The following is a 21,735-nucleotide window of genomic DNA, read 5'->3' on the forward strand; positions in this document are numbered from 1 at the left end:
CGCCATGACTGAGGTGCTCGGCTTCGAGGGCGTGCGGGTGCGCCGTGGTGACAACGAGATCCTGCGGGACGTGTCCTGGACCGTGTCCGCCGCGGATCGGTGGGTGATCCTCGGTCCGAACGGCGCCGGGAAGACCACCCTGATGTCGATCGCCTCGGCGCGCATGTTCCCCACCGAGGGCGAGGCGCGCATCCTGGGCGAGCGGTTGGGCGAGACGGACACACGAGAGCTGCGCGTCCGGGTGGGGCTGTCGAGCGCCGCCCTCGCCGACCGCATCCCCGCGCACGAGACGGTGCGCAACGTGGTGATGACCGCCGCGCACGGCGTGACGGGCCGGTGGCACGAGGACTACGACGGCGTCGACGAGGACAGGGCCGATGCGCTCCTCTGGGCCTTCGGCATGGAGAGCTTCGCGGATCGCGAGTTCGGCACGCTCTCGGAGGGCGAGCGCAAGCGCGTCCAGGTGGCGCGTTCGCTCATGCCTGATCCGGAGCTGCTGCTGCTCGACGAGCCCGCCGCGGGCCTCGACCTGGGCGGACGCGAGGAGCTGCTCGGCGCGCTCACGGAGCTCGCGGGCGACGACCGCTCGCCGGCGATCGTCATGGTGACGCACCACGTGGAGGAGATCCCTGTGGGCTTCACCCACGCGATGCTGCTGCGCGGGGGAGAGGTGGTCGCCGCGGGTCCGCTCGAGCCGACCCTGACCGCCGAGAACCTGTCGCGCACCTACGGCATGTCGGTCGAGCTCGCCGCGAGCGGCGGACGCTACTCCGCGCGCCGCGCGTGAGCCGATGAAGGTCTCCGCGCGCGCCGACTACGCCCTGCGGGCCACCGCCGAGCTCGCGCGGGCGGGGGAGCCTCGCACCACCGGCGCGCTCGCGGCCAGCCAGGGCATCCCGCGCAAGTTCCTCGAGGGGATCCTCACGGCGCTGCGCGACGACGGCCTCGTGGTGGGCCAGCGCGGCATCGGCGGGGGGTACCGGCTCACGCGTCCCGCCGCCGAGATCACCCTCGCGGACGTGGTGCGCGCGGTCGACGGCCCGCTCATCTTCGTGCGTGGTGAACGCCCGTCGGGCCTCGAGTACGGGGGTGCCGCGTCGGAGCTGCTCACCATCTGGGTGGCGGTGCGCGCCTCGATCCGCGCGGTGCTCGAGCGCGTGACCGTCGCGGACCTCGCTGCCGGTGCGCTTCCCGATGAGATCCGGACCCTTGTCGAGGACCAAGCTGCCTGGGAGGACGCCCAAACAAACCTATCTGGCGAGTAGGAATTGATTCCTACCCACTAGGTAGGTATGGTTTATCTCTACCGACCCATGGGCGCGCCCGCGCCCGGCTCGGGTGGAGGGATCCATGCGCACTCTCGTCCTCGTGGCGATCGTCGGCTTCGGAGCGCAGCTCGTCGACGGGAGCCTCGGCATGGCGTACGGCGTCACGTCGTCCACGCTCATGCTCGCCGTGGGCCTCAGCCCGGCGCTCGCCTCCGCCACGGTGCACCTCGCGGAGGTGGGCACGACCCTCGCCTCGGGCGTGGCGCACGCGCGGTTCGGCAACGTCGACTGGCGGGTCGTGTGGCGCGTCGGCGTCCCCGGTGCCATCGGCGCGTTCGCGGGTGCGACCTTCCTGTCGAGCATCTCGACCGAGGCCGCCGGCCCGGTCATGGCGATGCTGCTCTTCGGCCTCGGCATCTACGTGCTGACGCGCTTCACCGGGACCAAGGTCGACGCCGACAAGGCCAAGCGCCCCCTGCGTTCACGCTTCCTCGCGCCGCTCGGCCTCGTCGCGGGCTTCGTGGACGCCACCGGTGGCGGCGGCTGGGGCCCCATCGGCACCCCGACGCTGCTCGCCTCGGGCCGCATGGAGCCCCGCAAGGTCATCGGATCGATCGACACCTCCGAGTTCCTGGTCGCCGCCGCGGCATCGGTGGGCTTCCTCGTCGGCCTCGGCACGTCGGGGATCGACTTCGGCTGGGTCCTCGCGCTCCTCGCGGGCGGGCTGGTCGCCGCGCCTCTCGCGGCCTACCTGGTCCGTCACGTCCCGCCGCGCATGCTCGGCGCGGCGGTCGGAGGCATGATCCTCCTCACCAACGCGCGCACCCTGCTGCACACCGATGCGCTGTCCGCGGTCGCGCCCTACAGCTGGGCCGTGTACCTCGTCATCGTCGCGGTGTGGGCGTGGGCCATCACCCGGGCTTGGAAGGGCCACCGCGCCGAGAAGGCGGCCGCCCAGGCGCTCGACGTCGAGCCTCAGACGGTCTGACACCAGGCGCGACGCACCCTTCCGGGGGAGGAGGCCCGCATCGTCCCGACGGACGATGCGGGCCTCTCGTCATCCCTGCTAGCGTGCCGAGAGACAAGGAGGCCATGGTGGAGCAGTTCCTGTGGTGGTTCATCGGCGCGATGATCCTCGGTGCGATCGAGATCTTCACGCTCGACCTGTTGTTCGCGATGCTCGCCGTGGGTGCGCTCGCGGGAGGCGTCGCCGCGCTGCTGGGCGCGCCGTGGTGGCTGAGCGTCATCATCGCGCTCGCCGTCGCCTCGCTGCTGATCGGCGGCCTGCGGCCGTTCCTGCTGCGCTCGCTGCGCGCACGGGGCGAAGGCGCCGCCGAGACCAACACCGCGGCGCTCGTGGGCCGTGCGGCCCGCGCGATCGACACGGTGACCGAGACCAGCGGCCGCGTCAAGCTCAACGGGGAGGTATGGACGGCGCGCACCGAGGACGATGCGCCCGCGATTCCCGAGGGCTCCGACGTGACGGTGCTGAGGATCCAGGGCGCGACCGCTGTGGTCGCGCCCGAGAAGGAGAGCTGAGATGGGTGACAACGTAGGCACGATCATCGTGTGGATCGCGATCGCGGTCCTCGCGATCTTCGTGATCGCCGCGATCGCGAGGGCGATCATCGTGGTGCAGCAGACGCAGGCCTACCTGGTCGAGCGCCTGGGCCGCTACCACTCGACCATGGACGCGGGCCTCCACCTGCTGGTCCCGTTCATCGACAAGGTGCGTGCCAAGGTCGACCTGCGCGAGATGGTCTACTCGTTCCCGCCGCAGTCGGTCATCACGTCCGACAACCTGGTGGTCGACATCGACACGGTGATCTACTTCCAGGTGACCGACCCGAAGTCCGCGGTCTACGAGATCGCGAACTACATCACCGGCGTCGAGCAGCTCACCACGACCACGCTGCGCAACATCGTCGGCACCATGGACCTCGAGCAGACGCTCACCAGCCGCGACCAGATCAACGGTCAGCTCCGCGGCGTGCTCGACGACGCGACCGGCAAGTGGGGCATCCGCGTCAACCGCGTCGAGCTCAAGTCGATCGAGCCGCCGCTGTCCATCAAGGACTCGATGGAGAAGCAGATGCGTGCCGAGCGCGACCGTCGTGCCGCGATCCTCACGGCGGAGGGCGTCAAGCAGTCGGCGATCCTCACGGCGGAGGGCGAGAAGCAGTCGGCGATCCTCAAGGCCGAGGGTGAGGCGCAGTCCAAGATCCTCAAGGCCGAGGGTGAGGCGCGCGCGATCCTCCAGGTGTTCGACGCGATCCACGAGGGCGACGCCGACTCCAAGCTGCTGTCCTACCAGTACCTCCAGATGCTCCCGGAGGTCGCGAAGGCCAACAACAACCAGATGTGGTTCGTGCCGACCGAGTTCACGGGTGCGCTCAAGGCGGTCGCCGCCGGCTTCGGCGTCACGGACGAGTCCGAGCCGCTCGAGCGCGACCCCGAGCGTGCACGCTCGCGCACCTCGCGCATCACCTCGGCGCTCGCGGACCCGCGTGCCGCGCTCGAGGAGGCGCGTCGCCAGGCCGAGGGCATCTCGGGCGAGGCCGAGCAGGCCGGGACGCGCTCCGGCAAGCCGTTCGACCCGGACGCCGAGAAGGGCCAGTAGGGACGCAAGGCACGGTGGGCCCCGGAGGAGCGATCCTCCGGGGCCCTCGTCGCGTCCGGGGCGCGTGACGGCCCGCCCCGCGCGCGACGCTCAGGGGCTGAGCACGATGTCGTCGTCGGCCGCGCCCGCCTCCTCGGGCTCGTGCCTCTGCCGGTCGCGCACCATCCAGACCGCGACGGCGACGAGCGCGAGCCCGGACACCATGACCCCGACCCAGGTGAGGAGCGTGTCGCCCACCAGGTGGTCGATGAGCTGCGGGACCGAGGCGAGCAGCGCGACCGCGCCCGGGACGATCAGCAGGACCAGCTCCCGACGCATGACGGCGGCGCCGATGAGCCATGCCGCGAAGGCGACGCCCAGGCCGAGCATGAGGCCGCGTGCGTCTCCGCGTGCCGCGATGGACAGACCTGCGTACGCGAGGAGCCCGCCCGTGACCAGGGCCGGCTCGCGCGGGGTGAGCAGCGGGGTGATGGCGAGCGCGATCCAGCTGATCCCGAGGATCACCCACGGCAGCCCGAGGGCGAGCGCCGACGCGTCGCTCTCCCATGGCTGCGCGAACGTCTCGACGCACCACGCCAGCGCGACGAGGAGCGTGATCTGCGTGAGGCCCCGCCGTCGCGCCAGGTACACCGCCGTCGCCGCAGCGGCAGCCGCCGCGGTGACCCAGCGCCCGACGTCCTCGTCGTCGACGCCCGCCGCATCGTGCCCGATCACCCATGCGAGCCATCCGGTGAGGACCACCGCCGCGACGAGCAGCACGGAGGCGAGCCGCTGCGCCGGCGCGCTCGCCGTGCGCGCGGCGAGGACGCCCGCGGTCGCCGTGACCGCGACCAGGGCGGCGACCAGGGCGATCCGGGCGGCCGTGGGGAGGTCGGTCCAGGTGCGGCTCAGCAGGAACGCGAGGGCCGACACCGTGAGCACGGCGCCGAGGTAGCCCACGACCTCCCCGACGAGCGCGAGGGGACGCGGATGCGCCTCGACGTCCTGCGGCTGCGCGGACTCGAATCGGCGCAGGTCGGCTGCGGTCTCGGGGCTGATGAGCCCCGCCTCGACCCACCGGCCGAGCCTCGTCTCGAGCTCGTTCATCGCCGCTTCCCTCCAGCGACATCGACACCTGCGTCGATACCTCCAGCGTACGCCGACGGCACGCGGGCGGCATGCGCGCTGGGATGATGGGCGTCATGCCCGTGATCCGCATCGACGACCCTGCCGACCCGCGTCTGGCCGACTTCCGCGACCTCACCGACGTCGCCCTGCGACGCGCGCTCGAGCCCGAGCGGGGCCTGTACATGGCGGAGGGCGCCAAGGTGATCGCGCGCGCGGTGGCGGCAGGGCATCGTCCCCGCGCGGTGCTGCTGAGCGAGCGCTGGCTCGACTCGGTCGCGACGGTGGTGCCCGAGGACGTGCCGATCTACGTCGCGCCGGCCGCGCTGCTCGAGGATGTGACGGGCTACCAGGTGCATCGGGGCGCGCTCGCGTCCATGGAGCGCCCTGAGCTGCCCGCGCTCGCGGACCTGGTGCGCGATGCGCGTCGGATCGTGGTCCTCGAGGGCATTGTCGACCACACCAACGTCGGGGCGATCTTCCGTTCGGTGGCCGGCATCGGCGCCGATGCCGTGGTGGTCGCGCCGACGTGCGCGGATCCGTTGTACCGACGCTCGGTGAAGGTGTCGATGGGCACGGTGTTCCAGGTGCCGTGGACCCGCGCCTCGGCGTGGCCCGATGCCCTCGACGAGCTGCGCGCGCTCGGCTTCACCGTCGCGGGGCTCGCGCTCGCGGACGATGCGGTGGACCTCGACGACTTCGCGGCTCGGGCCGGCGAGCGGGTCGCGCTGGTCATGGGTGCGGAGGGCGATGGGCTCACCCGTCAGGCGCTCGCGCATGTGGACGAGGCCGTCATCATCCCGATGCACGGGGGAGTGGACTCCCTCAACGTCGCCGCGGCCTCGGCGGTCGCGATGTGGGCGTTGCGGGCGCGCTGACGCGGTTCACGCGCGGCCGAGCCTCCAGACCCCGGCGGCGGCGCCGCGGGCGGTCAGGGTGATCCCGTCCCCCTGCGACGCGTCGACCTCTCCGTACAGGTGCTCGAGCGGGCGGCCGGGGAGGTCGACCGTCAGGGACGTCGCCTCGCGTGCGACCGCGACCAGGACCGCCTCGTGACCGCACTCGCGCAGGTACACCAGCGCGTCGTCCGTCGCCGCCACCCAGCGCAGCCCGCCGTGCCGGAGCGCGCAGCGGTCGCTGCGCAGCCGCCCGAGCGCTCGGTACGTCGCATGCGTGCCCGCGTCCCAGCGCGGCCCGCCGTCCTCGATCTCGGTCCACGGCATCGGCGTCCGGGAGTGCTCGCCGTTGACGCCGCTCGCCCCGCCCTCGTCGCCCGCGAACACGAACGGCGCGCCCACGTAGGTGTACAGCAGCGCGGCGGCGGCGCGGTGGCGCTCGGGTGATCCCGTGAGCGTGCGGATGCGCGCCGTGTCATGCGTCGAGAGCAGGTTCCAGGCGCGCGCCGCGACCCGCCACGGGATACCGGCGAGGACGTCGCGCATCGTCGCCGCGGCCTCGGCGCCCGTGCGCGAGGGGACGGGGACGGGCGCCTCGAGATAGCGGATTCCGGTGCCGGGCTGGGCGAGCCACTGCCAGACGGGGCGCAGGAAGCCCGCGTAGTTCATGCCGGCGTCCCATGCGCCGCGACGGAGGTCCTCGGTCGCATCGTGGAAGTGCTCGGCGACCACGGCCGCATCCGGGTTGTCGGCTGCCACGACGCGACGCACCCGTGCCGCGACCGCGGCGTTGACATCCACCGGGCCGTGGCGGCCGGTCATGTTCGCCACGTCGATCCGCCAGCCGTCGAGCGCGTACGGCGGCGCGAGCCACCGCCGCACCGCGGCCGTCTCGTCCTCGACCATGCGGGCGGCGAGCGCCTCGTCCCGCCAGTCCAGCTTGGGCAGATGGCGATGGCCGGTCCAGCCGACCCAGTCGTCGCGCGACTCGTTCCAGAGGTAGTAGCCGGCCTCCGGGGACGCGACGTCGCGGGATGCGGCGAACCAGTCGTGCCCGTCCCCGGTGTGGTTGGTCGTGAGATCGCCCATGACCCGCAGGCCGCGGGCGTGCGCGGCGCGTGCGAGGGAGGCGAGCGCCTCGTCGCCGCCCAGCAGCGGGTCCACGTGGTCGAACGTGCTCGCGTCGTAGCGGTGGTTCGAGCGCCCGGGGAAGAACGGCGTGAGGTAGAGGGTGGTGACGCCGAGTGCGACGAGGTGGTCGAGGCGGGCCTCGATGCCCGCCAGCGTGCCGCCGTAGACCTCGGTGACGGCCGCCGGGCCGTCCGTCGCGGGCTCCTCGTCCCAGGCCTTCGGGAGCGCCCAGCCGGGCAGGTCCCCGGGGGCGGCGCCGGAGGGGTCGGGGGCGAAGCGGTCGGGGAAGACCTGGTAGACCACCGCATCGCGGAGCCACGCGGGGGAGGAGTCCTCGGTGTGCAGGCGGAAGTCGTGGTGGTCGGTGACGTCGCGGCGGTGCAGGCCCGTGCCGTTGAGCCAGGCGATGTCGCCGTGGGCCTGGAGCAGGAAGCGGTACGGGGTGAGGGGGTTGTGGAGCGTGAGCCGCACGGTGAACCACCGCTCGCCGTCGCGCTCGCCCGTGGGCTCGGCCGCGACGAAGGCGGGCTCGCCGTCGAGGACCGTGCGGAGCCAGACGCGCTCGACCTGCGCCTCCTCAGCGGTCCTCACCCGCAGCGCGACCTCGTCCCCGAGTGCGACGGGACCGTCGGGGGCGTAGAGGGCGGAGCCGTCGTGGTGAGCCCATGCAAGCGTTTGCATCGATGCCATGGTCGTCCATCGTAGGGCCTTTCCGGGAGGGGGAGCACCCGTCCCTCCTGGCATCCGGGCCGCCTTGCCCGCTGTCGGAGGGTGGGGCCATAATCGAAGGATCGTTCGAACATATGTTCGAACGGATGATCGATGATGCGGGACTGTGCAGGAGGTGCGCGGCGATGGAGACGGCCGAGGCGAGGCTCGCCCGGGCGCGCGAGGCGCTCGCGGGGGTGCAGCGGCGGGTGGGGACCACCCGTGATCGCTGGGAGGCGCCCACGCTGCCTCTCGCGCCGGTGCTCGACCAGGTGCTGCCGCAGGGTCTCAGGCGCGGCCAGGTGGTCTCGGTGGTCGGCTCCACATCCCTGATGCTCGCGCTCGCGGCCGCCGCCTCGGAGTCGGGCTCGTGGACCGCGGCGGTGGGCATGCCCTCGCTCGGGGTGGTCGCGGCAGCGAGGCGAGGGCTCGATCTCGCGCGCGTCGCGCTCATGCCGCATCCGGGCGCGCAGGCCGCGGCCGTGGCGGGCGCGTGCGTCGACGGCATGGACGTGGTCCTGCTGGGCCCGCGCCTCGCGCTGTCCGACGCGGACCGGCGCCGGCTGGCCTCGCGCGCGAGGGAGCGGGGTTCCGTCATCGTCGCGGAGGGCCCGTGGTCGGGCGCCCATGCGAGCCTCACCGCGGTGGGGTCCCGATGGCACGGGCTCGGCGCTGGCGACGGGAGGCTGCGAGGGCGCGAGCTCGTGGTGCGGGTCGAGGAGCGGCGTGGGGGGCTCGCCCGGATGGTCACACTGCCGATCGAGGTGGACTCGTCGCTGCGCAGGGGTGCGCCGGCGCTCGCGCCCGTGCGCTCGCTCGGGGGTGCGGCATGAGCGTCGTGACGGTGGTGCGGCGCGCCGTGCTGTGGGTGCCGGACTGGCCCGCGGTCGCGGCGATGACGGAGGCGGGACTGGGGGCCGACGCCCCGGCCGCGGTGCTGCACGGGCGCGGGCTCGTCGCGGTCTCCGCCGCCGCGCGCGCCGCAGGGGTGAGGCGCGGCAGCACGCGCCGGCTCGCACAGCGGGTCTGCCCCGAGCTCGCGATCCTGCCGTACGACGAGGGCCGCGACTCGCGCCTGTTCGAGGCGGTCGCGGCGGCTGCCGAGCAGGCCGTCTCGGGGGTCGAGATCTCGCGCCCGGGCCTCATGATCGTCCCCTCGGACGGCGCCTCCCGGTTCCATGGCTCGGAGGAGGCGCTCGCGGAGGCGCTGGTGAGCGCCGTGGCCGAGCATGCGGGCGTCGAATGCGCGGTCGGCGCGGCGGACGGTCTGCTCGCGGCCGTGCTCGCGGCACGCTCCTCGGAGCTGGTGCCCTCGGGTGCCTCGCGCGACTATCTCGCGCCTGCGCCCATCGGGTCGCTCGCGCTCGCGGCCATGGAGCGTGTGCAGCGCGAGGAGGTCGAGCGTCTCACCAGCGTCCTCACGCGCCTCGGCATCGCCACGCTCGGGGATCTCGCGGCGCTGCCGTTCGGGGATGTGCTCGCACGCTTCGGACCCGTGGGGGTGTGGGCGCATCGCCTCGCCTCGGGGGAGGACCTCGCGCCGCCGGTGCTGCGCCGCAGCGAGGAGGACATCGCGGTCGAGCATGTGTTCGAGGACCCGGCCGAGCGGATCGAGCAGCTGGTCCATATCGCGAAGGAGGCCGCGGCTGCGCTCGACCGCGCCCTGCTCGATGCGGGCGTGCGCTGCGGGCGCGTGCGCATCACCGCGCGCACCGAGAAGGGGCAGGAGCTCGAGAGGGTCTGGCGCACCGATGTCGGCACCCGTGCAGGTGCGTTCGCACGGCACATGACGGATCGCGTGCGGTGGCAGCTCGAGGGCTGGCTGTCGGGCACGGCGGGGAGCTCGGACGGCGGCAAGGGGCCGGAGCCGTCGCCGCTCGTCTCGCTCGGGCTGGTCGCCGAGGACGTGGTCCCGCTCGGGGCCGAGCAGTCCTATCTGTGGGGTGGGGTGTCTGGCGCGGACTCGCGCGCGCATCGTGCCCTCGAACGCGTCCAGGGGCTCCTCGGCCTCGAGGGCGTGCTCGCGGTCGCCGAGCAAGGCGGGCGCTCTCCCCGTGACAGGGCGCTCCTGGCGCCCTGGGGCCAGGAGGCGCCACCCGCTCGCGCGATCGCGCATCCGTGGCCGGGACGCATCCCCGACCCGCCGCCCGCGACGGTGCCCCCGGTGGCGCGACCCGCGCTCGTGCTGGATGCGGGCGGCAGCCCTGTCACCATCAGCAGGCGCCTCGCGATCAGCGCACCGCCCACCTGGGTGCGGCTCGAGGCGGACGCCTCCGACGAGCGGGCCCGCGCCGCGAACCGCCATCCCTCCGAGGGGCATGTGGGGCGCGTCGTCGGCCCGGTGTGGGACCGCCCGCGCCCGGTCGAGTCCTGGGCCGGCCCGTGGCCCGTCTCGGAGCGGTGGTGGTCGGAGGACGCCTCGCGACGCGCCTACGTCCAGGTCGCGCTGCGCGACGGCGAGGACGCCGTGACCGCGGTGCTGCTGGCCTACGGAGGCGGGGAATGGGCGTTGGAGGCCGTCTATGACTGACCTTCCCGAGTACGCCGAGCTCCACGCGCACTCCGCATTCAGCTTCCTCGACGGCGCGAGCCAGCCCGAGGAGATGGCGGCGGAGGCGGGGCGCCTCGGGCTGACCGCGCTCGCGATCACCGATCATGACGGCCTCTACGGCGCCGTGCGCTTCGCGGGCGCCGCCAAGGGGATCGGGCTGCCCACGGTGTTCGGCGCGGAGCTGAGCCTTGCCGCCGACGGCCCGGGCGGACGTCCGGTGCTCGACCCGCCCACGGGCGTCCCCGATCCACGCGCGTCGCACCTCGTGGTGCTCGCGCGGGGGGCGCGGGGCTACTCGCGGCTCAGCCACGCGATCGGCATGGCGCACCTCGCGACGGGGGAGAAGGGCCTCGCGCGCTACACGCTCGAGACGCTCGCCGATGCCGGCGGCGGGGACCTCCTGGTCCTCACCGGCTGCCGCAAGGGCGCGGTGCGCTCCGCCCTCACCGGACCGGGTGGGGCCGCGATGCCCGGAGGGGTCTCGCGCGACGGCTACGCGGCCGCGGGCGCGGAGCTCGATCGGCTGGTCGCGCTGTTCGGGCGCGAGGGGGTCGCGGTGGAGATCACCGACACCGGCTCCCCGTACGACTCGGAGGTGAACGCCGCTCTGGCGGACCTCGCCTTCGACGCCTCGTTGCCGCTCGTGGCGACCACCAACGCGCACTATGCGACCCCCCGGGATGCCGACCTCGCGGGCGCGCTCGCGGCCGTCCGGTCACGCTCGTCGCTCGATGACATGGACGGGTGGCTGCCGGGGTCTCCGGGCCAGCACCTGCGCAGCGCAGGGGAGATGGCGTTCCGGCATCGTCGGCACCCGCAGGCGGTGGCCACCGCGGCGCGGCTGGCGGCGGAGTGCGCCTTCGACCTCGACCTGGTCGCCCCGAACCTGCCGCCGTACCCCGTGCCGTCCGGCCACACCGAGGCGACGTGGCTGCGCGAGCTCACGTACCGCGGCGCGCGCGAGCGCTACGGCCCTCCCGATGCGGAGCGGGTGCCGGGAGCGTGGAAGCAGATCGAGCACGAGCTCGCGGTGATCGAGGCGCTCGACTTCCCCGGCTACTTCCTCATCGTCCAGGACATCGTCGCGTTCTGCCGCCGCGCGGACATCCTGTGCCAGGGCCGCGGCTCGGCGGCCAACTCCGCGGTGTGCTTCGCGCTCGGCGTCACGGCCGTGGACGCGGTCACCCACGGGCTGCTGTTCGAGCGCTTCCTCGCGCCCGAGCGGGACGGCCCCCCGGACATCGACGTCGACATCGAGTCCGACCGTCGCGAGGAGGTGATCCAGTACGTCTTCGCGCGCCACGGGCGCATCAACGCCGCGATGGTGGCGAACGTCATCCAGTACCGGCCCCGCTCCGCGGTGCGCGACGCCGCGCGGGCGCTCGGCTTCGACGTGGGCCAGCAGGACGCGTGGTCCAAGTCGATCGACCGCTGGAGCGCGCTGCGCGTCCCGCCGGAGAAGCAGGAGGAGTGGGCCGCCAAGCAGCGCGACGCGATGTGGCCCGAGCCTCCGCCCACGCAGGAGCTCGACCACATCCCCGAGAACGTGCTCGACCTCGCGGACCGGCTGATGCGCCTCCCGCGCCACCTGGGCATCCACCCCGGCGGCATGGTGCTGTGCGACCGGCCCGTCATCGACGTGTGCCCGGTCGAGTGGGCGCGCATGCCCGGCCGCACCGTGCTCCAGTGGGACAAGGACGACTGCGCCGACGCGGGCCTGGTGAAGTTCGACCTGCTGGGCCTGGGGATGCTCTCGGCCCTCAAGTATGCGTTCCGGTACATGCAGGAGGTCCGCGGCGAGGACCTCGGCCTGCACTCGCTTCCGCAGGAGGACCCCGCGGTGTACGAGCTGCTCTGCGCCGCTGACACGGTCGGGGTCTTCCAGGTCGAGTCGCGCGCCCAGATGGCGACGCTGCCCCGGCTCCGGCCACGGCGGTTCTACGACATCGTGATCGAGGTCGCCCTCATCCGTCCCGGGCCCATCCAGGGCGGCTCGGTGCACCCGTACATCAACCGGGCGCGCGGTCGCGAGCCCGTCACGTTCCTGCACCCGCTGCTCGAGAGGTCGTTGGGCAAGACCCTCGGGGTGCCGCTGTTCCAGGAGCAGCTCATGCAGATGGCCATGGACGCCGCCGGCTTCGACGGCGCCCTCGCGGACCAGCTGCGGCGCGCGATGGGATCCAAGCGCAGCCCCGAGCGCATGGAGGCGCTGCGCGCACGCTTCATGGTCGGCGCGAACGAGCGCGGTATCACCGCGGACGTCGCGCACCAGATCTTCGACAAGCTCAAGGCGTTCTCGGACTTCGGGTTCCCGGAGTCGCACTCGTTCTCCTTCGCGTACCTGGTCTACGCGTCGAGCTGGCTCAAGGTGCACCGCCCGGCGGCCTTCTACGCCGGCCTGCTCGCGGCTCAGCCCATGGGCTTCTACTCGCCGCAGTCGCTCGCCGCCGACGCCCGCCGCCATGGTCAGGCGATCCTGCGCCCGTGCGTGGTGCGCTCCGAGGTGCTCGCGCGCGTCGAGGAGCTCGAGGCGCCGTTCGCGGTGCCGGGGGAGCGGCGCGAGGACATGGCGAGGCTGGTCCGCGTGGACCGCATGCTCGGGGTGCGCATGGGGCTCGCCGCGGTGCGCGGGCTCGGGGACGATGCCGCCGCTGCCATCGTGAAGGCGCGCGAGGAGCGGCCGTTCGCGGACCTGCACGACATGGCGCGGCGCGTGCGGATCCGACCCAAGGGCGTATCCGGCAAGGCGGGCCTCGCGCCCGAGAAGGGGCTCAGCACGGCGCAGTGGGAGGCGCTCGCGACGGCAGGTGCGCTCGAGGCGCTCGGCGTCACGCGGCGCGAGGGGCTCTGGGCCTCGGGGGTGCTGTCCCGCGAGGGGCCCGACACGCTGCCCGGCACGGTGCCCGGTGCGCAGGCACCCATGCTTCCCGGCATGAGCGTGGTCGAGGAGGCCGTGGCGGACGTGTGGGCCTCCGGGGTGTCCGTCGACGGCTACCCGACGATGTTCGTGCGCGAAGGGCTGGACCGTGCCGGGGTGCTGCGCGTCGCGGACGTGCTCACGCATGAGGCGGAGCGGCGCGTCACCGTCGCCGGGGTGGTCACGCATCGTCAACGCCCGGGCACCGCGCGCGGCGTGACGTTCATCTCCCTCGAGGACGAGACGGGCTTCCTCAACGTCATCTGCTCGGTGGGGGTGTGGAAGAGGTTCCAGGCGGTCGCGCGGCGCTCGCCCGCCCTCATCATCCGCGGACGGATCGAGCGTGCGGACAACGCCACCAACCTGGTCGCGGAGCATCTGGCCCCGATGTCCCTCAAGGTGCCGTCGCGCAGCCGGGACTTCCAGTGAGGATCAGGCAGCCGCCGGCCTCGGGGTGAGCAGGTGCCGCAGGGTTGCGAGCGCCCACTTCACCCCCACGACCACCGCGAGCGCGACGACCGCCGCGGTCGTGCCCGCGACGAGCGCCCACACGAGCGAGGCGACGGCGGCGATGCTCAGCAGGGAGCCCACCCGGTGGTACCACCGCTTGCGCGCGGGATCCGACTCCCACGCATCGGCGGAGCCCGTGGTGCAGGCACCCAGGCCGAAGACGAACACCAGCCCGGCCGTCATGCGGGCCGAGTCCGTGAAGGGGAGATCTGCGCCGGTGACGTGCGCCCAGGTGAGCGCGAGCGCCCCTGCCACGAACACCGTGGCGACCACATCCTTCGCCGACGCGATCATGACGCACCCCCTGCATCCGCGCGGACCCCGGGACCCACCTTCCACGCTACGCCCGAGGTGCAGGCTCGCGCGGGTCGAAGGTCCTCGCCGTCGCCGCGCAACTTCCCCCGATCTGAGCGAATATCAACGAGGTGAGGAATACCTGGGGCATCGCGTGCGGTTGACCATCACGCAGTGCCCGGGACTCGCATGACCGCAACAGAAGAAGGACAAAGAAGGAAGGTAGAACCACCATGGAGCTCATCCTGTGGATCCTTGCCGTGATCCTCGTCGTCGCCGGTGTCATCCGGCTGTTCCAGAAGCAGATCCTCTGGGGCATCGTGCTCATCGTCGTCGGGCTGCTCGTGGGGCCGGGAGGCGTCAGCATCTTCACATGACCGAGCGGCGTCCCTGGTAGAAGGCCTATTTCTGGCACCTGGACGCCAAAGGTGAAAATGGTGGCCCCGAGACCGTGCTACAGTTCTTCTCGCGCTGAGGAGCTCGGAAGAGCACCTCGGACCACCTGTCCGGGTGGCGGAATTGGCAGACGCGCTAGCTTGAGGTGCTAGTGCCCGTATAGGGCGTGGGGGTTCAAGTCCCCCCTCGGACACCACACGAAGGCCCCGACCGCAAGGTCGGGGCCTTCGGCGTTCCCGGGGGTCGGGCGTGCCCCCTCGGGAGGGCCGCGACGCGCATCGTGCCTGCGCTCGCCGCTACGATTCGGTGAACGCGCCGGACCTCGGCGCCGCACCCGACGCGAGGAGCGCCGTTGACCGTCACGCACGCGAAGAGGGGCCGTCTGCCCTCCGAGTGGCTCGGGATGGCCGAGGAGTGGGCGGCATCGTTCCGCGACTCGCGGCGTTCGCGGCTCGCCGTGCTCGCGCTGTACCTCGCGGTCGCCGCCGCGATCGTGGTGCCGGTGGTCCTCGGACCCGGGACGGCGATGTCGCGCATCGACGAGCCCACGCATGCCGACTACGCGTGGCGCGCCGCCCACTTCGAGATCCCGTACGCGGGATCGATCATCGCCCCCGAGATCCGCGACACCTGGGCCTGCGTGGGCCAGGAGCGCTACGAGCTCCCCGAGTGCGGCAGCGACGCCGAGGCATGGGAGTTCCCGTACGAGGGCCAGCAGTACAACTTCTCGCATCCGCCCCTGTACTACCTCGCGGTGGGCGTGCCCGCCCGAGCGGTCGACGCGCTCATCCCGACCGCCGACTTCCTCACCGCAGCGCGCCTTCTCGGCGTCCTGTGGCTCGGATTCGGCATGTACATGATGTTCATCGCGCTGCGGCGCTGGCGCATCGACCCGGCGGCGGCGATCATCGCGCCGCTGCTCCTGCCGGCGTTCCCGCGCGTCCTGCACGCGGTCACCACCGTGAACCCCGACGCGGCCACCGTGGTGATCGGCGCCTCCGCCGTATGGCTCGCGGCGCGCATCTTCGTCGACGACGATGCGGACTGGAGGCTCGCGGCTGCGCTCGCCGGCATCGCGGGCATGACCAAGACCATCGCCGCGATCCCGTTCATCGCGCTCGGCGCGCTGCTCGCGTTCCGCATGGTCCGTGACTGGGCGCAGAGTCGTCCCCGCGGACGCGACGCCGCGATCGTGGGGGCCATGGCCGCCGCCATCCTGGTGCCCTACGGGCTGTGGCAGCTATGGCAGGGCGGCCGCGGCGACCCGAACTGGCAGAACCCGCTCGTGGGGCTCAACACGCGCGACGTGCTCGGTCTGCCGGGCTCGGAATGGCTCGAGACGCTGTTCAGCGGCCTCAACCTGTCCTCGGACTACTACCTCCAGGAGCCGCTCAACGTCGCGCTCATGGTGGCGTGGACGCGCCTGCTCAACGTGCTGGTGATCGGCGCGATCTTCGCGGTGATCGTCGCGTGCGCCAAGGAGCCCGCGCGTCGCTCGCTCGGCTGGATGGTGCTCGCCGGCACGGCCCTGTACCCGACCATCGTCCAGATGCAGGCGTACCTCAACACGGCGGTGCCGCAGTACTTCCCGAACGTCACCGGGCGCTACGGCCTCGCGCTCATCCCGGGCACCGTCGCGTGCATCGTGATCGCCGCGTGGAAGGCGGGGTACCGGCGCCTGGTCTACGTGCTCTCCCTCGCGGGGCTGGTGGTGCTGGGGATCGTGATCTCCAACGGCTTCATGGTGATGTGAGACCGCTAGCCTGGTCGCCATGACAGAGTCCGACGTCGTCCGCCTCGCGCGCGACCTCATGCGCATCGATACCTCGAACTACGGCGACGCGGAGGGCCCCGGCGAACGCGCCGCCGCGGAGTATGTCGCGACGTTCCTGAGCGACCTCGGGCTCGAGCCGGTGATCCGCGAGGCGGCGCCCGGGCGTGCCTCGCTGACGGCCCTGTGGGAGGGCGTCGACCGCACGCGCCCGCCGCTCGTGCTGCACGGCCACCTCGACGTGGTGCCCGCGTTCCCCGAGGACTGGACGGTCGACCCGTTCGGCGCCGAGGTCAAGGACGGGATGATCTGGGGTCGCGGCGCGGTCGACATGAAGGGCGTCGACGCGATGTACCTCGCGGCGATCGGGCGGATGATCGCCGCCGGGGTGAGGCCGGCGCGCGACATCGTCATCGCCTTCTTCGCGGACGAGGAGCACGGCGGCCACCGCGGCGCCAAGTGGATGGTCGAGAACCATCCCGACGACTTCCGCGGCGCCACCGAGGCCGTGTCCGAGGTCGGCGGCTTCTCCATCCAGGTCGCGGGCAAGCGCGTCTACCTCTTCCAGACGGGGGAGAAGGGCATGCAATGGCTGAGGCTCGCCGCCTCGGGTGTGCAGGGGCACGGGTCCCTGGTGCACCACGACAACGCGGTGGCGCACCTGGGCGGCGCGATGGCGCGCATCGGCGCGTACGAGTGGCCCATGGAGATCTCGCCCACGTCCGGGCACCTCCTGCGCGGCACCGCGGATCTGCTGGGCGTCGAGTACGCCGAGGACCCGGCGACCGTCGACCGGCTGGTCGCGGGCCTGGGCGCCGTGGGCCGCATGGTCGAGGCCTCGCTGCGCAACACCTCGAACCCGACCATGATGGACGCCGGCTACAAGGTGAACGTCATCCCCGACACCGCGGGCGGCTACGTCGACTCGCGCTTCCTCCACGGCCAGCAGGAGCAGGTGCTGCGCAAGATCGAGGAGCTTGCGGGCACGCACGTCAAGGTCGAGCAGTACATCACCGAGGCGTCGATCGAGCTGCCGTTCGACGTGCCGCTGGTCCATAAGGCGATCGAGGCGGTGACCTACGACGACCCCGAGGCCATCGTGCTGCCGTACACGATGATGGGCGGCACGGACAACAAGCACCTCGCGACGATCGGCATCGCGGGCTATGGCTTCGCGCCGCTCCGCCTCCCTCCCGAGCTCGACTTCCCGGGACTGTTCCACGGCATCGACGAGCGCGTGCCTATCGACTCGCTCGAGTTCGGCACCGAGGTCATGGTGCGGTTCCTGACCGACTGCTGAGGTGGTCGTCCTTCGCGAGGACGATGCGCGGGTCGCGTCGCGCCTCGCCGACGGCTGGGTGATGGTCGCACGCTCCTGGGCGGCTCAGCTCGAGGCGGAACGCGGGGATCTGGCGGCGCTGCGTGTGGCGGCAGATGCGGCCCGGGCCTGCGGCGACCTGCGGGAGCTTGCCAGGGGCGACGTCCCGGCGGTGCTCGCGCTCGACGCCGCCACCGTGGGGGACTACCCGGGTGGGCCCGCGACTGCGCATGCGCCGCTCACGGCGGCGCGCGCCGCGGTGAGCGGCGTGCGGAGGGCGTGGGGCGTGGTGGGGGACGGCGGCCGTGTGCTGGCGATGACCTACGTGGATGTCGACGGCGACCGGGCGGAGACCGACTTCACGGTGGTCGCGCGAGACGCGCGGGGGAGAGGCCTCGCGACGGCGGTCAAGGCCGCGTCGCTGCTCGGCCTGCTCCGTGACGGGGTCGTGGTGTTCCGCACGGGCGGCTCCGCGAACAACGCGGCGATCCTGGCGGCGAGCCTGGCCTGCGGCTACCGCGTCGACGAGCGCTGGGTGACCCTCGCACCGTCCGTCTGAGGCGCGACGAGGCGTCAGGCCGCGTCGTCCGTGCGGCGCACGTTCATGACGCGCTTGCGCAGCCACACGCGCCGCGCGCCCCCGACGAACCGCTGCGAGCGGATCAGCTCCCAGCGTCCGTACTCGGCCTGTTCGGTGAGGAGCGCGCGCGCCTCGGAGCGGGTGACCTCGCTGGGGATGTCCACCACACGCCAGTGGTACCGGCTGTCCTGCGACGGCATGCCGCGCGTCGGAGTGACGATGTGGGCGATGCGCTGCTGGTCGTGGTTCATCTCGCCTCCCATTCTCCCTGTTCCGCAGGTAACGTCATAGCCATGGACTCGAACGCGCATGAGGCGCTGAGGCTGTTGGTCGCGGCATACGAGGAGCATCTGGCCGCGATCCTCGCGCGACGCGGCGACGAGGACGCCTCGGTCGACGACGCGTACGACTCGCTGGCGGACGCGTTCGACCGGTACGAGGCGGTCCTCGACGTCGAGTACGGCGAGACCCTGCCCATGCTGCTCGACGATGTCGAGCTCGAGGAGCCGGAGGAGGACGACGAGGAGGACGACGCCCTCGACGCCCACGCCGGCGAGGACGAGGACGCCCTCGACGACGACCTCGACGACTTCCAGCTGCGCTGAGGCGCCTCGCCGCGGCGGGTCCGCGCGCACATGCCGTTCCTGCTGAGGCCCGTGCGCGCCCTGCTCATCGCCGCTCCGGGTATCCCAGGTCGATCGCGGAGATCTCGTCGAGCGCGTCGACGATCGCGGGTGGCAGCGTCAGGGACGCCGCCGCGAGCGAGGGCTCGAGCTGCTCCGCGGTCCGCGCCCCTACCACCGCGGAGGAGATGAAGGTCCGGTCCAGCACCCAGGCGAGAGCCACCTCCTGCGGGGTGACGCCGAGGCCCTCGGAGGCGATGGCGAGCGCCTGCACGATCGCTCCCGCGCGCTCGTCGAGGTAGGGCTCGACAAAGCCGGACAGATGCTCCGAGGCGGCTCGCGAGTCCGCGGGGATCGCGCTGCGGTACTTCCCGGTGAGCACGCCACGGCCCAAGGGGGACCAGGCCATGACTCCGAGACCCAGGGCCGATGCGGCCGGCGCGACCTCGCGCTCGATCCCGCGCTGGAGGAGCGAGTACTCGACCTGGGTCGCCGCGAGCGACGGCCGGGTGCCGGCGAGGGTCGCGATGCTCGCGGTGGCCCAGCCCGGGAAGTTCGATACGCCCACATAGCGCGCGCGGCCGCTGTTGACGGCGATCTCGAGCGCGTGGAGCGTCTCGTCGAGCGGCGTCGCCGCGTCGAGCTGGTGCACGAGCCACACGTCGACGTGATCCGTGCCCAGCCTGCGCAGCGACGCGTCGAGCGTGTCGAGCATCGTGTCGCGGGAGGCGTCGACCATGCCGCCCGTCGCGGTGCGACGGATGCCGGCCTTGGTGCAGATCTGCACGTCGGAACGGGATACGGAGCCGCCGAGGAGGGATCCGATCAGCTCCTCGGAGCCGCCGTCGGCATAGGACGCCGCGGTGTCGAGGAGCGTGCCGCCGGCATCGAGGAACGCATCGAGCTGTCCGCCGGCCTGCTCCGCGTCCGTGTCGCGGCTCCACGCCATGGTGCCGAGCGCGACGCGTGACACCTCGAGACCCGTGGTACCGACCCGTGCGCGCTGCATGGGGAGACGCTATCGAAGGTGCGGCCCTCCCTCGGGGCGCGACGCGCGGGCGCTAGTGTTGCGGCCATGGGTTGGTGGGAAGCGGTCATCCTCGGACTGGTGCAGGGGCTCACGGAGTTCCTGCCCATCTCCTCCAGCGCTCACATCCGCGTGATCGGCGCGCTGCTGCCGCACGGGGCCGATCCTGGGGCGGCGTTCACCGCGATCATCCAGATCGGTACCGAGGCCGCCGTGCTCGTCTACTTCTGGAAGGACATCACGCGCATCATCGCCGCGTGGTTCCGCGCCTTGCTGGACAGGACCGCGGAGGGCTGGAAGCAGCGCACCATCCTCGCGCCCGATCATGACGCGCGCATGGGCTGGTACGTCATCATCGGCTCGTTCCCGATCGTGATCCTGGGCGTCCTGTTCAAGGACGTCATCGAGACGAGCCTGCGCAACCTCTACATCACCGCGTTCGTGCTCGCGGCCTTCGCCGCCGTGCTCTGGTTCGCCGACCGCATCGGCTCCAAGCGCCGGAACCTCGAGGACCTCACCATCAAGGACGGCATCCTGCTGGGCCTCGCGCAGGCGATGGCCCTCATCCCGGGCGTCTCCCGCTCGGGCGGCACCATCTCCATGGGTCTGCTGCTCGGCATGACGCGCGAGGCCGCGGCGCGGGTCTCGTTCCTGCTGGCGATCCCCGCGGTCCTCGGCTCGGGCCTCTTCGAGCTGGCGACCGAGTGGGACACGCTCAGCGCTCCCGGTGCCGCCGGGCTGGTCAACACGGCGATCGCGACCGTGGTCGCGTTCGGGGTCGGCTACGCCGTCATCGTGTGGTTCCTGCGCCTCGTCTCGCACCACAGCTACACGCCGTTCGTGCTGTACCGGTTCGCCTTCTCGGGTGTGATCGTGGGACTGCTCGCCGCCGGCGCCATCACGGCGACCTGACGCGCGCATCGTCCACCCGCCCACGGACCCCTCCCACCCGCAGGGTCGGAACATCCAGCACCGGTCATCGCGTGCCGCCGGGCGCCGCCGGGACCGTGGGTGCTGGTGAGCGCGCGGCGCCGTGAGCCGCACCAGTTCGGACCGTCCCGACGCAGCACGGACAGGACGCGCGGCCAGGACGGGCTGCCCCGATCCGGGGAGCGGACGATGCGGGGGGAGGGCCTAGGCCTTCCCGTTGCCCAGGTCGCGCCGACGCAGGAACTTCTCGAACTCCGCGGCGATCGCATCGCCGGAGGCCTCCGGGAGGCTCGTCTCATCCATGACGGACTCGAGCTGCTCGACGTGCGCGGCGATCTCCTCGTCGTCCTCGGTGAGCTCGTCCGCGCCGTGCTGCCAGGCCTCGAGCTCCTCGGGGAGGTCGTCGAGGTCGATGGGCTCGCCCAGGAAGCGCTCGAGCTGCGAGAGGATCGCGATGGTGGCCTTGGGGCTCGGAGGGTGCGCGATGTAGTGCGGCACGCCGACCCAGACGGAGACGACCGTGATGCCGCGCAGCGCAGCCTCGTGGCCGAGCACGCCGAGCACGCCGATGGGGCCCTCGTAGTCGGAGCGCTCGAGGTCGAAGGCCTTGCCCGCGCGGTCGTCCTCCGTGGTGACGAACGTCGGCAACGGGCGTGTGTGGGGCGCGTCGACCAGGAGCGCGCCGCACGTGATGAGCGTGTGCACGTCGAGATCCTCGGCGTAGTCGAGGATCTCGCGGCAGAAGCTGCGCCAGCGCATGGACGGCTCGATGCCGCGGACCAGCGCGATCTCGCGGTCGCCCACCCACGGTCCCGTGGCGGTCGACAGGACCGTCCCGGGCCACGAGATGACCCGTTCGCCGCCGTTGACGGACTGGATGGTCGGGCGGCTCACCTGGAAGTCGTGGTACTCCTCGGGGTCGAGCGTCGCGTACTCGCGCGCCTTCCACATCCGCGAGAGGTGATCGAGGGCGGCGGAGGCGGCCGAGCCTGCATCGTTCCAGCCCTCGAACGCGGCGATCATGACGGACTGGTCGGCGGCCAGGGCGGCGGGGTCGCTCTCGTGGGTCATTCGGCCAGCCTAGACTCGGC

At 72.4% G+C, this 21,735-nt stretch carries 21 protein-coding genes and 1 tRNA gene; 16 read left to right on the forward strand and 6 right to left on the reverse strand.

What is annotated here, in order from left to right; genetic code table 11:
- Window positions 1-4: 4 nt before the first annotated feature.
- The 5 genes from AOM00_RS12655 to AOM00_RS12675 all read left to right on the forward strand — a co-directional run bounded on the left by AOM00_RS12655 (window position 5) and on the right by AOM00_RS12675 (window position 3,888).
- Window positions 5-787 carry an ABC transporter ATP-binding protein gene (locus tag AOM00_RS12655; protein WP_062518136.1) on the forward strand — a complete coding sequence of 261 codons (783 nt, stop codon included), beginning with the start codon at window positions 5-7 and terminating at the stop codon, window positions 785-787.
- Between the two features lie 4 nt (window positions 788-791).
- Window positions 792-1,265 carry an RrF2 family transcriptional regulator gene (locus tag AOM00_RS12660; RefSeq protein WP_062518137.1) on the forward strand — a complete coding sequence of 158 codons (474 nt, stop codon included), beginning with the start codon at window positions 792-794 and terminating at the stop codon, window positions 1,263-1,265.
- Window positions 1,266-1,350: 85 nt separating this feature from the next.
- Window positions 1,351-2,256 carry a sulfite exporter TauE/SafE family protein gene (locus AOM00_RS12665; RefSeq protein ID WP_062518138.1) on the forward strand — a complete coding sequence of 302 codons (906 nt, stop codon included), beginning with the start codon at window positions 1,351-1,353 and terminating at the stop codon, window positions 2,254-2,256.
- Between the two features lie 104 nt (window positions 2,257-2,360).
- Window positions 2,361-2,807, forward strand: a complete 447-nt coding sequence (locus AOM00_RS12670) for an NfeD family protein (protein WP_062518139.1) — start codon at window positions 2,361-2,363, stop codon at window positions 2,805-2,807.
- A 1-nt stretch (window position 2,808) separates the two neighbouring features.
- Window positions 2,809-3,888: an SPFH domain-containing protein gene (locus AOM00_RS12675; protein ID WP_062518140.1), complete on the forward strand. Its 1,080-nt coding sequence runs from the start codon at window positions 2,809-2,811 to the stop codon at window positions 3,886-3,888.
- A gap of 90 nt (window positions 3,889-3,978) precedes the next feature.
- Here AOM00_RS12675 and AOM00_RS12680 read toward each other — a convergent pair whose 3' ends face one another.
- Window positions 3,979-4,974, reverse strand: coding sequence for a DUF2157 domain-containing protein (locus tag AOM00_RS12680; protein ID WP_062518141.1), 996 nt, complete (start codon window positions 4,972-4,974; stop codon window positions 3,979-3,981).
- 95 nt (window positions 4,975-5,069) lie between these two features.
- On the opposite strand from AOM00_RS12680, the gene AOM00_RS12685 reads away from it, so the two are divergent.
- Window positions 5,070-5,870 carry a TrmH family RNA methyltransferase gene (locus AOM00_RS12685; protein WP_062518142.1) on the forward strand — a complete coding sequence of 267 codons (801 nt, stop codon included), beginning with the start codon at window positions 5,070-5,072 and terminating at the stop codon, window positions 5,868-5,870.
- Window positions 5,871-5,876: 6 nt separating this feature from the next.
- On the opposite strand, the gene AOM00_RS12690 is transcribed toward AOM00_RS12685, so the two are convergent.
- A complete protein-coding gene (locus tag AOM00_RS12690) occupies window positions 5,877-7,709 on the reverse strand; it encodes an alpha-amylase family glycosyl hydrolase (RefSeq protein WP_228373502.1) in 1,833 nt (610 codons plus the stop codon).
- A gap of 164 nt (window positions 7,710-7,873) precedes the next feature.
- On the opposite strand from AOM00_RS12690, the gene imuA' reads away from it, so the two are divergent.
- From imuA' to AOM00_RS12705, 3 genes are read left to right on the forward strand one after another with little or no spacing between them, the layout of a single operon-like run.
- Entirely contained in the window at window positions 7,874-8,560 is a 687-nt protein-coding gene (gene imuA', locus AOM00_RS12695; protein WP_062518143.1) for a DnaE2-dependent mutagenesis accessory factor ImuA', read from the forward strand.
- Complete coding sequence (locus AOM00_RS12700) at window positions 8,557-10,257, forward strand: Y-family DNA polymerase (protein ID WP_082097052.1); 1,701 nt, start codon at window positions 8,557-8,559, stop codon at window positions 10,255-10,257. The genes imuA' and AOM00_RS12700 overlap by 4 nt, the downstream gene beginning before the upstream one ends.
- The gene (locus AOM00_RS12705; protein ID WP_062518144.1) at window positions 10,250-13,624 is read left to right on the forward strand and encodes an error-prone DNA polymerase; all 3,375 of its coding nucleotides are present in this window, start codon (window positions 10,250-10,252) and stop codon (window positions 13,622-13,624) included. Before AOM00_RS12700 ends, AOM00_RS12705 begins: the two co-directional genes overlap by 8 nt.
- A gap of 3 nt (window positions 13,625-13,627) precedes the next feature.
- Here the strand turns inward: AOM00_RS12705 and AOM00_RS12710 are convergent, their stop codons facing one another.
- A complete protein-coding gene (locus tag AOM00_RS12710) occupies window positions 13,628-13,999 on the reverse strand; it encodes a hypothetical protein (RefSeq protein ID WP_062518145.1) in 372 nt (123 codons plus the stop codon).
- Window positions 14,000-14,232: 233 nt separating this feature from the next.
- Between AOM00_RS12710 and AOM00_RS15645 the strand changes: the two genes are divergently transcribed.
- The 5 genes from AOM00_RS15645 (at window position 14,233) to AOM00_RS12730 (ending at window position 18,043) form a co-directional block, all read left to right on the forward strand.
- Window positions 14,233-14,376 carry a GPGG-motif small membrane protein gene (locus AOM00_RS15645; RefSeq protein WP_169746856.1) on the forward strand — a complete coding sequence of 48 codons (144 nt, stop codon included), beginning with the start codon at window positions 14,233-14,235 and terminating at the stop codon, window positions 14,374-14,376.
- A 127-nt stretch (window positions 14,377-14,503) separates the two neighbouring features.
- Window positions 14,504-14,591 (forward strand) — tRNA-Leu (locus tag AOM00_RS12715).
- Window positions 14,592-14,747: 156 nt separating this feature from the next.
- The gene (locus AOM00_RS12720; protein ID WP_062518146.1) at window positions 14,748-16,148 is read left to right on the forward strand and encodes a glycosyltransferase family 39 protein; all 1,401 of its coding nucleotides are present in this window, start codon (window positions 14,748-14,750) and stop codon (window positions 16,146-16,148) included.
- Window positions 16,149-16,167: 19 nt separating this feature from the next.
- Window positions 16,168-17,466 carry a M20/M25/M40 family metallo-hydrolase gene (locus AOM00_RS12725; protein WP_062518147.1) on the forward strand — a complete coding sequence of 433 codons (1,299 nt, stop codon included), beginning with the start codon at window positions 16,168-16,170 and terminating at the stop codon, window positions 17,464-17,466.
- A gap of 1 nt (window position 17,467) precedes the next feature.
- Window positions 17,468-18,043 (forward strand): GNAT family N-acetyltransferase, encoded by a 576-nt coding sequence (locus AOM00_RS12730; protein WP_062518148.1) that lies wholly within the window; start codon window positions 17,468-17,470, stop codon window positions 18,041-18,043.
- A 14-nt stretch (window positions 18,044-18,057) separates the two neighbouring features.
- On the opposite strand, the gene AOM00_RS12735 is transcribed toward AOM00_RS12730, so the two are convergent.
- Window positions 18,058-18,315 (reverse strand): DUF5703 family protein, encoded by a 258-nt coding sequence (locus AOM00_RS12735; protein ID WP_228373503.1) that lies wholly within the window; start codon window positions 18,313-18,315, stop codon window positions 18,058-18,060.
- A gap of 42 nt (window positions 18,316-18,357) precedes the next feature.
- Here AOM00_RS12735 and AOM00_RS12740 point away from each other — a divergent pair, with 42 nt between their 5' ends.
- Window positions 18,358-18,669, forward strand: a complete 312-nt coding sequence (locus AOM00_RS12740; RefSeq protein ID WP_062518149.1) for a hypothetical protein — start codon at window positions 18,358-18,360, stop codon at window positions 18,667-18,669.
- Window positions 18,670-18,733: 64 nt separating this feature from the next.
- On the opposite strand, the gene AOM00_RS12745 is transcribed toward AOM00_RS12740, so the two are convergent.
- Window positions 18,734-19,696, reverse strand: coding sequence for an aldo/keto reductase (locus AOM00_RS12745; protein ID WP_062518150.1), 963 nt, complete (start codon window positions 19,694-19,696; stop codon window positions 18,734-18,736).
- 66 nt (window positions 19,697-19,762) lie between these two features.
- Here AOM00_RS12745 and AOM00_RS12750 point away from each other — a divergent pair, with 66 nt between their 5' ends.
- Window positions 19,763-20,626 (forward strand): undecaprenyl-diphosphate phosphatase, encoded by an 864-nt coding sequence (locus AOM00_RS12750; protein ID WP_062518151.1) that lies wholly within the window; start codon window positions 19,763-19,765, stop codon window positions 20,624-20,626.
- Window positions 20,627-20,848: 222 nt separating this feature from the next.
- On the opposite strand, the gene AOM00_RS12755 is transcribed toward AOM00_RS12750, so the two are convergent.
- Window positions 20,849-21,715: a PAC2 family protein gene (locus AOM00_RS12755; protein WP_062518152.1), complete on the reverse strand. Its 867-nt coding sequence runs from the start codon at window positions 21,713-21,715 to the stop codon at window positions 20,849-20,851.
- Between the last annotated feature and the right edge of the window lie 20 nt (window positions 21,716-21,735).

Source organism: Demequina gelatinilytica, from assembly GCF_000971115.1.
Lineage (GTDB): Bacteria > Actinomycetota > Actinomycetes > Actinomycetales > Demequinaceae > Demequina > Demequina gelatinilytica.